Source organism: Alistipes sp. CHKCI003 (assembly GCF_900021155.1).
GTDB classification, from domain to species: domain Bacteria; phylum Bacteroidota; class Bacteroidia; order Bacteroidales; family Rikenellaceae; genus Alistipes; species Alistipes excrementavium.
In genome coordinates, this window is record NZ_FCNT01000060.1 from 25,662 (window position 1) to 38,809 (window position 13,148).

General features: G+C 63.6%; 8 protein-coding genes. 2 read left to right on the forward strand and 6 right to left on the reverse strand.

Features of this window, described 5'->3' with window-relative positions:
• Positions 1-96: 96 nt before the first annotated feature.
• The 4 genes from BN3659_RS08305 to guaB form a co-directional block, all read right to left on the reverse strand.
• On the reverse strand, positions 97-1,851 hold the full coding sequence (locus BN3659_RS08305) for a hypothetical protein (protein WP_191442012.1): 1,755 nt from the start codon (positions 1,849-1,851) through the stop codon (positions 97-99).
• A 215-nt stretch (positions 1,852-2,066) separates the two neighbouring features.
• A complete protein-coding gene (locus BN3659_RS08310; RefSeq protein WP_224757808.1) occupies positions 2,067-4,910 on the reverse strand; it encodes a TonB-dependent receptor in 2,844 nt (947 codons plus the stop codon).
• A 553-nt stretch (positions 4,911-5,463) separates the two neighbouring features.
• On the reverse strand, positions 5,464-6,990 hold the full coding sequence (guaA, locus tag BN3659_RS08315; RefSeq protein WP_091536135.1) for a glutamine-hydrolyzing GMP synthase: 1,527 nt from the start codon (positions 6,988-6,990) through the stop codon (positions 5,464-5,466).
• Positions 6,991-7,165: 175 nt separating this feature from the next.
• Positions 7,166-8,641, reverse strand: a complete 1,476-nt coding sequence (gene guaB / locus BN3659_RS08320) for an IMP dehydrogenase (protein ID WP_091536136.1) — start codon at positions 8,639-8,641, stop codon at positions 7,166-7,168.
• Between the two features lie 394 nt (positions 8,642-9,035).
• Between guaB and BN3659_RS08325 the strand changes: the two genes are divergently transcribed.
• Positions 9,036-9,896, forward strand: coding sequence for a bile acid:sodium symporter family protein (locus tag BN3659_RS08325; protein WP_091536138.1), 861 nt, complete (start codon positions 9,036-9,038; stop codon positions 9,894-9,896).
• A 707-nt stretch (positions 9,897-10,603) separates the two neighbouring features.
• On the opposite strand, the gene panB is transcribed toward BN3659_RS08325, so the two are convergent.
• Positions 10,604-11,419 carry a 3-methyl-2-oxobutanoate hydroxymethyltransferase gene (panB, locus tag BN3659_RS08330; protein ID WP_091536139.1) on the reverse strand — a complete coding sequence of 272 codons (816 nt, stop codon included), beginning with the start codon at positions 11,417-11,419 and terminating at the stop codon, positions 10,604-10,606.
• A 36-nt stretch (positions 11,420-11,455) separates the two neighbouring features.
• Entirely contained in the window at positions 11,456-11,992 is a 537-nt protein-coding gene (locus BN3659_RS08335; protein WP_091536141.1) for a TrmH family RNA methyltransferase, read from the reverse strand.
• A 95-nt stretch (positions 11,993-12,087) separates the two neighbouring features.
• Between BN3659_RS08335 and BN3659_RS08340 the strand changes: the two genes are divergently transcribed.
• Positions 12,088-13,137 (forward strand): hypothetical protein, encoded by a 1,050-nt coding sequence (locus tag BN3659_RS08340; protein WP_091536143.1) that lies wholly within the window; start codon positions 12,088-12,090, stop codon positions 13,135-13,137.
• The last annotated feature ends 11 nt before the right edge of the window (positions 13,138-13,148 follow it).

Genomic DNA, 13,148 nt, shown 5'->3' on the forward strand with positions numbered 1-13,148 from the left:
GCGTATTCGGAAAAGTTCCCGACAGCAGGACGAATAAAAAAGGGGCGTCTAAAACCTATTAGACGGCCCCTTTGCAAATCCTGTCCCGCGAACGGATCAATAGGTCTTGTTCTGGGGGTCGAACTCGGTCCAGCCGTCGAGCCAGTCGTCGCCCTCGGCAAAAGCGCCGATGTAATTCACTTTTTCGAATCCCGAGGCGACCATCGCATCGTCGAACGATGCGGCGCCGAGCAGCGGGCTGCCGGCCAGCGGACGATAGTCGGCACCGGCGGCCAGACTGTTGGGCTGCGCGAGCATCAGGGCGTCGATCGTCTCGAAGTATCTGTTCGACGCGATGCTCTTGAAATATGTCGAAGAAAACGAGGCGCGCGACGGATCGGGCTCGCCCGAGTCGTCGGTGAAAGCATCCTGAAAATTCTTGTTCTTATCGCTGCCCAGCACGGTCATCTGCGCGAAGAAGACGTTGGCGATCTTCAGATTGCCGTCGGAGGCCGCCGCCTGCGTGTCGGAGCCCTTGTCGTTTTCCACGATCAATCCTACGGGATAGCCCATGGCCACCGAGTTGAAGCACGATAGGCGGGAATTGCGACGGATCTGCATGGCCGCCTGAAACTGGCCGAGCTTCGATCCGTTGGCCGGATTGAGCGCTCCGCCGTCGATGTATTGGGTCGTGTTGGCGAACGCGGGATCCTGTCCGATCGGACCGACGAACGTTACGTTGGAGAAGACGCACGAGGTGAAGGGCTGCATGTCGGCGCCCGTCGAGCAGTTGTCGCTCTCGAAACCGTTCGAGACGGACTGGTCGGCCAATTTGGGATTGCGGACGGCCAGACAGAACTGCACCTTGCCCGAGAAGCCGTTGTCGGTGTCGAAGTCGTCGTCCCAACCGTGGTAGGCCACAAGATACTCGGCGTTCGCCGTGCCGCCGAACCACTCGTAGGAGTCGTCGTTCGAGTAGGAGACCTGAATGTGGTCGAGCTTGGTCCCCGAGCCCACCGAACCGAACGTGATGCCGTTGATCTCCATATCGGTCTGGAAGGGATAACCTGCGAACTCGCAGCGCACGTAGCTCAGCACGCCCGAATCGTCGGCATCGTCGTCGCCGCCGTGCTTGGAACGCGGTCCGCCCTCGATGGTCATCTCGGTCTGGTTGTTGCGGGCGCGGCCGCAGAGGATGATGCCGCCCCAGTCGCCCGGCCGGCGCTCGCCCGCAGGCTGCGCCGAGGTGAAGACGATCGGCTCCGCAGCCGTGCCCTGCGCCACGAGACGTCCGCCCCGCTCGGCTATGAGAGCCGCCTTGGTGCCCTTGTCGCCCTTGATGACGGTGCCGGGTTCGATGGTCAGCGTCGCGCCGTCGCAGATGTAGACCCATCCCTTGAGCAGGTAAGTGCCCTTCGGGAGCGTGTAGTCGCCCCGGATCTCGAACTCCTGATCGCCGTTGCCGATCTGGGTGCGGTTCTCGAAGAGGATGTCGTCGAGGTTGTCCGTCCCGGGTTGGCCGCCGCCGAGCGAAACGCGGATCGTGGCGGTCTCGGAATCGAGCCACTTCGCCGGATCGGCCGAAAGGGCCGTAACGGCGACCTCATAAGTCGCGACGCCTTCGTCGGCTTCGACCGTAACCGAGGTCGAAGAGGTCTTTTCGGCCTTACCGCCGTTGACCGCATAGGAATAGGAATCCGCATTGTCCACGGCATTCCACCGCACCGTAAACGCCTCTTCGCTTACATCGGCCGAGGAGAGCACGGGTTTGGCGAGCCGCACGGCGCCGCCGCCTTCGTTGTTGTCATCGTCGCAGGCCGCCGTCGCAAGGGCCGCAGCAGCCAAAAGGGCTGCATAAAAAAACTTTTTCATACTTTTTTTTATTGGATAAAAAGGTCATGTCGTTCAATTTCTCTCCATCCCGCAATCCCCTCGTGCAACCGGTTTACGGTCCGCCGGCGACATCGCGGCGCGATGCCGGCAGTTCGTCGCCGCTCCTCGGCAGCGGGCCGGACTTCGTCCTGAAGTTCGTGTCCGTCGTGCCGCCGGCGTCGGCCGGCATGCGGAGCCTTCTTGCGGATGCATGTTCAGAATTTCACCGAAGCGCCGATCGTGAAACTGCGGCCCGGATCGTACGTTTTGGTTACTTCCTTGCGTTCGTGGAGCGTGCCGCCGTCGTCCGTGAACTGGGGGAACTGGCACAGCTCCACCCGGTCGCAGATGAGGTCCTTGGCGCTCAGCCGCAGCTCCCAGCGTTTGCCCAGCCGTTTGGCGAGCACGAAATCGAGGGCGTTGCGCGGCATCTCGTACATGTCGGGAATGTCGTTGTCCACGCTGCCGCCCGACGAGAGATCCGTGCGGCCGATGCCGATGATGCGTTTGCCTATGCGGTTGTAGAGCACGCCTACGGTCAGCCCCGCCCGCTGCGGCTGATAGAAAAGTCCGCAGTTGACGATGTAGGGCGACTGTCCCTGCATCGGGCGGTCGTGCTCCATCGACGAAGAGTCGAAAAACACCCGGCTCTCGATGAGCGAGACGTTGAGCGACAGAGAGACGCAGGGCATCCCCATGAAGTCTAAGTTCTTGCGCACATCGAGCTCCACGCCGTAGGCACGGGCCCGGTCGGCGTTTTCGAAGGTGTAGGTGTAACTGCCGCCCGCATCGCGGATCGTGGTTTCGATCGGGTGGCGGAAGTGTTTGTAGAAAACCGAGAGCGAGATGCACTCGCCGGCCGACGGATACCACTCGTAGCGCAGGTCGGCGTTGTGGACATAAGCGGCCGTGAGATCGGGATTGCCCATGATCATCGAGAAGAGGTCGAAATCGTAGAAGGTCGAAGCCGACACCTCGCGGAACTCGGGACGGTTGGTCGACATGCCGTAGGCGCCGCGCAGGAGGTGATTCTCGGCCAGAGAGAGCGTGGCGTTCACCGAGGGGAAAAAGTCGTCGTAGGTGTAGCTGCGGTCTTTCGAGGTCCATGCGTCGGTGCGTGTGTAGCTCGTCAGAGTCATGTCGCTGTGTTCGAACCGCACGCCGGCATAGACGTTCAGACGGCCCAGCGGCAGACTGACGGCGGCATAAGCCGCGGACAGCACGTTGCCGCCCTCGTAGCTGTTGCGGTTGTCGCTGTCGTCGTAGAGGTAGAGTTTGTCGGCGCCGAAATTCCCGGGCGTGAGGATTTGCGTTACGGGATCGCCGTAGGCGAAGTCGTCCGGCAGATTCGACGGGTCGAAGCGGTAGTAGAACGAACGGGCGCGGTACGAGCGGGTGCGGTATTCGCCGTAGAGGCCCGCGCGGAGCTTCGGGGCGAAGGGACGGCCTTCGCGGAAGGTGTGCTCGTAGTTCACGGCCGCCGAAACGATGTGCTCGGCCAATCGGGTGAAGTCGCGCTGCATCTGGTTCTGGTCGATCTGCATCTGACCGTAGCGGGGGTCGCCGTAGATGTCGTTCTGCTGGCGATTGATGATCCGGCGGTCGGGCAGCTGCCGGTCGGCATAGGCGTAGCCGGCGTTCCAGTCGAGCCGTCCGCGGCCCAGATCGTGCACGCCGGCGAACTGTCCGTTGTAGGAGCTGCGGCCCGAGTAGTAGTATTCGGATTTCTCCTGATTGTAGAGCGACGAGATGTTCTGCCACCCCTCGCGGAAGGTGTAGCGGTTCTGTCCGATCCGGTTGAAGAGGTTGCGAAAATAGTAGCGGCTCGAACGCCGCACGTAGGCCAAGTTGAGCATGGCGCCCACCTTCACGTCGGTGCGGTACTGGTCGTCGGTATATTTGTAGAGGTATTCGGGTTTGTCCTCCTTCTTGTTGTAGATGCCGAAGCGCGAATTCTCCATATCGGTGCAGGTGCGCTCGGTGTAGCTGTAATTCAACGCCCCCGTGAGTGCGAACCGTTCGCCCTCGCGCAGGTTCCACGCACGGCCGAACGACGCCGTGAAGCGCTGGTCGGGGACGGCGCTCCGCCGGCGGACGCGCCAGTCGTTGCGGAAACCGTGGCGGGTCATATAGTTCACGACGGCGGCGTCGCCGTTGTCGAAACGGCCCGTCATACCGCCCCGCATCATGCGGCTGCCGCTGCCGAAGCCGACGATGTCGGCGGCGGTGCCGCGGTTGTAGAGAAAGCCCCGGAAATGCGTGGCCGTATTGACGCCTGTGGAGTAGCTCAGCGACACCGTTTCGTCGGCGGGCATGTCTTTCGTGGCGATACGGATGAAGCCGCCCGAGAAATCGGCGGGGACTTCCGGCGCGGGAGACTTGAGGATCATGATGTTCTCGATCTGCCCCGCAGGGATGATGTCGAACGAAAAGGCACGCGAATCGGCCTCGGAGCTGGGGACGGCCGCGCCGTTCACCCACACGTTGTTATAACGCTGCGAGAGCCCGCGGGCGATGATGAACTTGTCGTCGACGAGCGAGATGCCCGGGATGCGGCGCACGACCTCTCCCGCGTCGCGGTCCTGCGTTTTGCGGATCGTCTGACCCGAAACGCCGCTCATGACCGTCATGGCCTCGCGCACGTCGCGGTTCACGGCCACCTCGGAACCCGTGCGGCGCACGGCCGTTACCACCACATCGCCGATCTGTTCGCTCTGTTCCCGGAGTGCGATGTCGATCCGCACCTCGCCGGCGGCGGCCCCGACGACTTCGATCCGCTGCGGTTCGTAAGCGATCATCGAGACGTCGAGCGTATAGCTCCCGGTCGCCAGACCGCGCAGCGCATAGCTGCCGTCGGGGCCGCTGGCGGTGCCTTGGGTCGTGCCCGAGACGAGGATCGTCGCTCCGACGACGGGCTGTCCCGTGGCGGCGTCGGTTACTGTGCCCACGATGGATGTCCGGGCGGGAAGCATCTGAGCGGCGAGCGTCTGAGCGGCGCACAGCAGGACCGTCGTCAAGACGGATCGGATGAATCGGGTCTTAGGTAAAATTCTCTTCACGTCGTATCACTGTTTGTTTACGCCGCAAAAGTACCCGCCGACTGTTTCACGCCCGTAAAGGCTCCGTTACGATCGCAAGACCTCTCGGTTGCACCTCCATGACAAACCGCCCCGCGGCGATCCGCAGGAACGTTTTTCGAGGTTTCGGGTATTGCAGAAAACCGCGAAAGTAGGTCCGGATCCGCCCCACGCATGCGCAACGGGGTCGTCCGGACGATACGGACACCCCTTCTTCATCGGGCGGGTTCTCCGCCCTCGCGCTTCGCGCAACCACTTGCAGGCTACGACGCCTATCAAACGTTCGACGATAGGACGACCGGCAGGATTCAACGCCTGCACGGCATGCAACGCTGCGAACGGTTCGGCCGTGCGGAGACAGACCGCGCCCCTAAGCACCGGGGAGGACAAGGAGGCGACGGGCATACATGTCCGAGGCGACAGAGACGACGAAGCCGCAATGGAGGCGGGGGCGAGATCGTCCGTGCAAAAAAAACAGGGACCCGCGCACGAACGCGAATCCCTGTTCGAACACCGCCACGATGCGGCGCTTCGGCTACTCCCACTCGATCGTTGCGGGCGGTTTCGAGGAGATGTCGTAAACGACGCGGTTCACGCCGCGCACCTTGTTGATGATCTCGTTCGACACGTCGGAGAGAAACTCGTAGGGCAGATGCACCCAATCGGCCGTCATGCCGTCGGTCGAAGCGACGGCACGCAGCGCCACGCAGCTCTCGTAGGTCCGCTCGTCGCCCATCACGCCCACGCTCCGCACGGGCAGCAGGATCGCTCCGGCCTGCCAGACCTTGTCGTAAAGTCCCGCAGCACGCAGCGCGTCGATGTAGATCTTGTCCACATTCTGCAGGATTTCGACCTTCTCGGGCGTGATCTCTCCAAGGATGCGGATCGCAAGACCCGGCCCCGGAAAGGGATGGCGTCCGATCAGCCGTTCGGAGATGCCGAGCGAACGACCCACGCGGCGCACCTCGTCCTTGAAGAGCAGCCGCAGCGGCTCGACGATCCCGAGGTGCATCTTCTCGGGCAGGCCGCCGACGTTGTGGTGCGACTTGATCGTGGCCGAGGGGCCGTTCACCGAGCACGACTCGATCACGTCGGGATAGATCGTCCCCTGCCCCAGCCAGCGCACGTGCTCGATCCGCTGCGCCTCGTCGTTGAAGACCTCCACGAAGTCGCGGCCGATGATCTTGCGCTTGCGCTCCGGGTCGCTCACGCCCGCGAGGTCGCCGAGGAACTTCGCACCCGCTTTGACACCCTTGACGTTGAGCCCCATATCCTTATAGGATTCGAGCACCTCGTCGAACTCGCCCTTGCGCAGCAGACCCGAATCGACGAAAATACAATAGAGATTCCGGCCGACGGCCTTGTGGAGCAGCACGGCGGCCACCGTGGAGTCCACGCCGCCCGAAAGGCCCAGCACCACCCGGTCGTCGCCCAGCTTCGCGCGCAGATCGCGCACGGTCGCTTCGACGAAGCTCTCCGGCGTCCACGTCTGCGCGCATCCGCAGATGCCGACCACGAAGTTCCGGAGCAGCTGCGTGCCGTCGGTCGAGTGGTAGACCTCGGGATGGAACTGGATGCCCCACGTCCGCTCGCCCTCCACGCGGAAGGCGGCCACGCGGACATCCTCCGTTCCGGCGATGAGCCGGTAGGAAACCGGCACGGAGGTGATCGTATCCCCGTGCGACATCCAGACCTGCGTGGTGCGGGGCAGGCCATGCATCAGCGGGTCCTGCGCATCGCCCACCGTCAGCATCGCACGGCCGTACTCGCGGCTCGGCGCAGGGTTCACCTCGCCGCCGAAAGCGTGGGCGAGGTATTGTGCGCCGTAGCAGACGCCCAGCAGCGGAAGCCGCCCCTTGATGGCCGACAGATCGGGATCAGGGGCATGCTCGTCCCGCACCGAATAGGGACTGCCCGAGAGGATCACCCCCCGCACCGAAGCGTCTATGGCCGGTATCTTGTCGAAGGGGTGGATCTCGCAATAGACGTTCAGCTCGCGCACACGCCGCGCGATGAGCTGCGTGTACTGCGAACCGAAGTCGAGAATCAGGATTTTTTCCATATCTGTTATATTCAGTATCTTGTTTTCGACCGGCGACTCCATGCGTCCGCGTGCACCGGAAATTCCGGTCCCGAGTTCAGTCCGGTCCGGCCCTGTACGGAAATCTGCGCGCAACGAGTTCGACGTTGCCTCCGCAGGGTCGGCAGCTCGGCAGTTCGTCGCAGCCTCCGATGCATCAGCGCTCGCTGCTGTAGTTGGGGGCCTCGCGCGTGATGGCCACGTCGTGCGGATGGCTCTCGTTCATGCCCGATGCGGTGATGCGGATGAACTTCGCCCGCTGCAAGGCCGCGATGTCGGGCGCGCCGCAATAGCCCATGCCGGCGCGGATGCCGCCGATGAGCTGGTAGACCGTCTCGCTCAGCGTCCCCTTGTAGGGCACGCGAGCCACGATCCCCTCGGGTACGAGCTTGTTGATGTTGCCCTCGCAACCTTTCTGGAAGTAGCGGTCGGCCGAGCCGGCCTTCATGGCGTCGATCGACCCCATGCCGCGGTAGGACTTGAACTTGCGGCCGTTGTAGATGATCGTCTCGCCCGGAGCCTCTTCGGTGCCGGCGAACATCGAACCGATCATCACGCAGTCGCCGCCCGCGGCCAGCGCCTTCACGATGTCGCCCGAGTAGCGCAGTCCGCCGTCGGCGATCACCGGCACGCCGGCCTTCTTCGCCTCGGAGGCCGCGGCGTAGATGGCCGACAGCTGCGGCACGCCGACGCCGGCGATGATGCGCGTGGTGCAGATCGACCCCGGACCTATGCCGACCTTCACGCCGTCGGCGCCCGCTTCGATGAGGAACTTCGCGGCTTCGGCCGTGGCGATGTTTCCCGCCACCACGTCGAGACCCGGGAACGCCGCCTTGATCTCGCGGAGCTTCGCGGCGATGTTGGCCGAATGTCCGTGCGCCGAGTCGAGCACCACGGCGTCCACGTCCTCCTCGACCAGCGCCCGCACGCGGTCCATCGCATCGGGCGTGATGCCGATGCCGGCCGCCACGCGCAGACGGCCCTTGGCGTCCTTGCAGGCATTGGGATGATCCTGCACCTTCGTTATGTCCTTATAGGTAATCAACCCCACCAGCCGTCCGTCGTCGTCCACCACGGGGAGCTTCTCGATCTTGTTGGCGAGCAGCACGCCGGCGGCATGCTCCAGCTCGGAGCTGTGGGTCGTAACGAGCCCCTCCTTGGTCATCACGTCCTCGATGCGGCGGCCCATGTCGCGCTGGAAGCGCAGGTCGCGGTTCGTAACGATGCCGATCAGCCGGTTGCGCCCGTCCACCACGGGAATGCCGCCGATCCGGTTCTCCTGCATCAGGTGCAGGGCGTCGCCCACGGTGTGCTCTTTCGAGATGGTGATCGGATCGTAGATCATGCCGTTCTCGGCACGCTTCACTCGGCGGACATGAGCGGCCTGTTCGGCGATCGTCATATTCTTGTGGATCACGCCGATCCCCCCTTCGCGGGCCAGCGCGATCGCCAGCGGCGCCTCGGTAACGGTGTCCATGGCCGCGGACACGACGGGGATGTTGAGCGGGATATTGCGCGAAAAATGCGTCTCGACGGAGACTTCGCGCGGCAACACTTCCGAATAGGCGGGCACGAGCAGCACGTCGTCGAACGTAAGTCCTTCGGGCTGCACCCTTTCATTGATAAATGACATAATGAACGCGGATTTTTGTTGCCTGCAAAAGTAAGCATTTTTTTCCGAACTGCCGACAAACGGGACCGATGTTGTCAAAAAAAATTCCGGTACGGCATCCTCTTCCGCCCCGACTTGCGCCCGATCCGCCCTTTATGCAGCCGGATCGGACGCAAAACGATTATCTTTGCACCGCCGTATCGCCGCATCGGCCATGATCCCTAAAGAGCCGCAATCCGGAGGACGACGAAGATCATACGACCCATTTTCGTCGAATCGCACGCGGAGAGGCACTCCCCATGGACTTCGACGAGGCGAAAAACGAACTGTCCGAAACTGAGACCGCGACCGGAATTTTCGGCACATTCAATAGAACGAACGACATAAGTCAAAAACAGACAACTCGAAACCTACGATGAACACGATCTGGATCGTACTGCCCATTCTCCTCGTACTGATGTTCCAACTGGGCATCGAACTCGACCGCGAGGCATTCGCCCGCGTTCTGCACCGCCCCGCCGCCGTGGCGGTCGGCCTCGCAGGCCAACTCGTGCTGCTGCCGCTGCTCGCTTTCGGCATAGCCTCGGTGTTCCGTCTGCCGCCCCACTTCTTTCTGGGGCTGGTGCTCGTGGCCTGCTGTCCGGGCGGCAGCTCGTCCAACGTCTTCTCGCTGCTGGCCAAAGGCGACGTGGCTCTCTCCGTTACGCTCACGGCGCTGAGCAGCGTCATCACGCTCTTCACGATCCCCGTCGTCATGGAGTTCGCGGCGCGATTCGTCTCGCTGCACACCGATCTGGCGATCGACCTGCCGGCAGGCAAACTGCTCGTGCAGAACATCGTGCTGCTGTTTCTGCCGATGGCTGCCGGCGCTCTCTTCCGCCACCTCAGACCCGCCGCGGCAGCACGCTGCGCCGCGCTGCTCAAACGATTCGCCTTTCCGGCACTCATGCTGCTCGCCGCCGTCTTTTTCCTCCAGTACGCCCGCACGATCCTCCGGAACCTCGGGCTGCTGGGAGGAGCGACTGTCGTGCTGCTTCTCACGGCCATGTCCGCGGGCGGAGTACTGGCACGCATGTTCCGGCTCGGCCGTGCCGTGCGCCGCACGATCGTGATCGAAGTCGGCATGCAGAACGCCGCACAGGCGATCGCAATAGCCACCTCGCCTTTCCTCTACGGCAGCGGCGAAATGGCCATTCCGGCCATCATCTACGCGCTGGCGATGAACGTCGTCCTGCTGACCTATCTCCGGCTGCTCCGCCGGCGGGACTGCGCCTGAGCGCTCAGCCCCCTTACGCACGACCTTCGCACGACGCCGAAGCCCGTTCCGCCCGGTCCGGAGGCATTCGCCGTCCGGCACGGGCGGTTGAAATGCACGGCCCGGAGACGACGCATCGTCCGCCAGACCGAAGCGCCGGCGGCAGGACGAGCACGATCTTTCGGAACGAAATACGATCCGCCGCAGACGGAGGGCGGCGAACCGGCGACATCGCCAAAGCGGTTCGGACGAGACGACGAAAATTTTTCCGGGACCTTTCAGTGCCGAAGGGTCCCCGCCCGACGCCCCGCAGCACAAACGCGAAAACCCCAAACTCTCATTTCCGCGCAAGGAGCAGGGACCCGGGCGCAGCGAACTGTCATTCCGCACAACCCTCTTCCCTCCGGACGTCGGAAAAGACGCCGCGCAACCCTTCGGACCGGGAACCGATAGGTAACGGGATCGGTTCACGGCCCTGAGACCCGAGCCGCTCGCGCAGCGGGACAAGGGTATGGCGACGCCCCGGCGAGCAGCGAGCTGTCCGCAGCCCGCCCGCCTTCGGCCCCACGCTGTCGCCCGTCTCGGGCGTTGGGCCGGCGGCCCCGTTTTTTCCGGCATTCGGCCGTTTCGGATACGTTTCGGCAGGACAAAAGGGTCGAAAAGAAAAATGCTGCGCCCATCCCCGGCATCGAAAGACGGGATCGCGGCCTGCGCGGCCCGCCCCACTCTCAATACTGCTCCTGTTCGCCGGGAAAACCGCCCGTCTTGACGTCGCCCACGTAGCGGGTTACGGCATCGGTCATCACCGCGTGCAGATCGGCATAGCGGCGCAGAAAGCGGGGCGAGAAGCCCTTGTTGATGCCCAGCATGTCGTGGATCACGAGCACCTGCCCGTCGCATCCGCCGCCGGCGCCGATGCCGATCGTCGGGACCGGTATCTCGCGCGTAACCTGCGCGGCGAGCGACGCCGGTATCTTCTCCAGCACGATGCCGAAGCACCCCGCTTCGCTCAGCAGACGCGCATCGCGCACGAGCTTGGCCGCCTCGGCCTCTTCGCGCGCACGCACGGCATAGGTGCCGAACTTATGGATCGACTGCGGCGTCAGCCCCAGATGGCCCATGACGGGGATGCCGGCCGAGAGGATGCGCTGCACGGATTCGAGAATCTCCTCGCCGCCCTCCATCTTCACGGCATCGGCCTCGGTCTCCTTCATGATCCGCACGGCCGAGTCGAGCGCCACCTTCGAGTTGCCCTGATAGGTCCCGAACGGCAGGTCGACCACCACCAGCGCACGCTCCACGGCGCGCACCACCGAGCGGGCATGGTAGATCATCATATCGAGCGTGATGGGCACCGTGGTTTCGTAGCCGGCCATGACGTTGGCGGCCGAATCGCCCACGAGGATCACGTCCACGCCGGCGGCGTCGACGATACGGGCCATCGAATAGTCGTAGGAGGTGAGCATGGCGATCTTCTCGCCCCGCTGTTTCATCTCCGTCAGGCGGTAGGTCGTAACGGCCCGCACCGTGCTTTCAACAGACATAATCGTTTCGTTTTTGAGGTTTCGAATGCGGCAAAGTTAGCGTTTCGGTCCGATTCGGCAAAAGAAATCCCACAAAACGACTCCGGCCGAGACCGAAACGTTGAGCGAGTGTTTCGTACCGGCCTGCGGGATCTCCACGGCGCCGTCGCAGAGGTCCACGACCTCCTGCGCCACACCCTCGACCTCGTTGCCGAAGACGAGCGCATAACGCCGCCCGGGTTCGGCGCGGAATGCGTCGAGCCGGACGGCCCCCTCGACCTGCTCGACGGCCAGCACGCAGCACCCCTCCCCGCTGAGACGGCGGACGCATTCGGCGGCGCTCCGCTCGCGGCACCACGCCACCGTCAGCTCGGCGCCGAGCGCCGTCTTGTGGATCTCGCGCGCCGGCGGCGCGGGGGTGATCCCGCACAGACAGATCCGCTCGACGGCGAAGGCGTCGCCCGTGCGGAAAAAGGCGCCGACGTTCTGCGCCGACCGCACGTTGTCGAGCACCACCGTCAGAGGCATGCGCTCCATGCGGGCGAACTCCTCGGGCGTGGGACGCCCCAACTCTTCGTTCGTGATCTTACGCATAGTCCGTTCCGATATTTCGGGGTCAAAAGTAGTTATTTCGGAGAATTATCCCTAATTTTGAGGCCGCTAATTCACCAACGCACACGTAACGCCCTATGTCATTGCGCACCTGCACGCTCGCCTGCCTCGCCGCACTCGGCGCCGCGACCGCCTCCGCACAGGAGTGGATCGCAGGCATCGGTTTCCGGACCTTCTTCGACAACCGCGAATATTCGGGCATGGGCTTCGACGGCTCGAAGACCTTCTTCGCCGCCCGTCTCACGCCCGAGGCCGGTCTGCGCTGGGCGGAGTGCAACCGCCTCATGGCGGCCGTGGACCTCATGCAGGACTTCGGAGACGGTTCGACGTTTCTCACCGAAGCCAAGCCGCAGATCTGGTATCAATACGAAACGCCGCGGGTACTGGCCGCCGCAGGCATCTTCTCGCGCACGAAGCTGCGCGGAGACTACGGCGAAGCCTTTTTCGACCGCGCCTATGCGTTCTACAACAACCGCCTGCAAGGCGTGATGGGCCAATACCGCAGCGAGGGGGGGGGCTTCGTCGAATTGGCCATCGACTGGGAGGGCATGCAGTCCGCCGAACGGCGCGAACGCTTCCGCCTCCTCTCGGCCGGCGAATTGCACGGTCACCGCTTCTACGGCGGCTATGCGCTCTCGGTGCTCCACTTCGCCAAGACCTCCGCGCCGGCTGCGGACGAGGGGATCGTCGACCACATCCTCGTCAACCCCTACGCCGGTCTCCGTTTCAGCGCCTTCTTCGACTTCGACATCCGGCTGGGCTATCTGCAAAGCCTCCAGCGCGACCGCATCGCCGAAGGCGGCTGGGAAGCCCCGAAAGGCGGCGTGCTCGACATCCGGTTCAGCCGCTGGGGTCTCTCGCTGGGCAACATGCTCTATGCGGGCGAAAACCAGATGCCTTTCTACGACCGCTACGGCGGCGCGCTCTACTCGGGTTGCGCCTTTTTCGGCACGCGCGACCACATCTACAACCGTACCGACCTGAGCTACGGAAACAGCTTCTTCGGCGGCACGCTGGACATCCGCGCCGGCATCCTCTTCCACTACGACGGCGTGGGGCTGGGCACGCAGCAGGTGCTCACACTGAGCGTGAAGCTGGAAAAAATCTTCGGGCGACAGGCGAAATAGCCCGCAAAAAC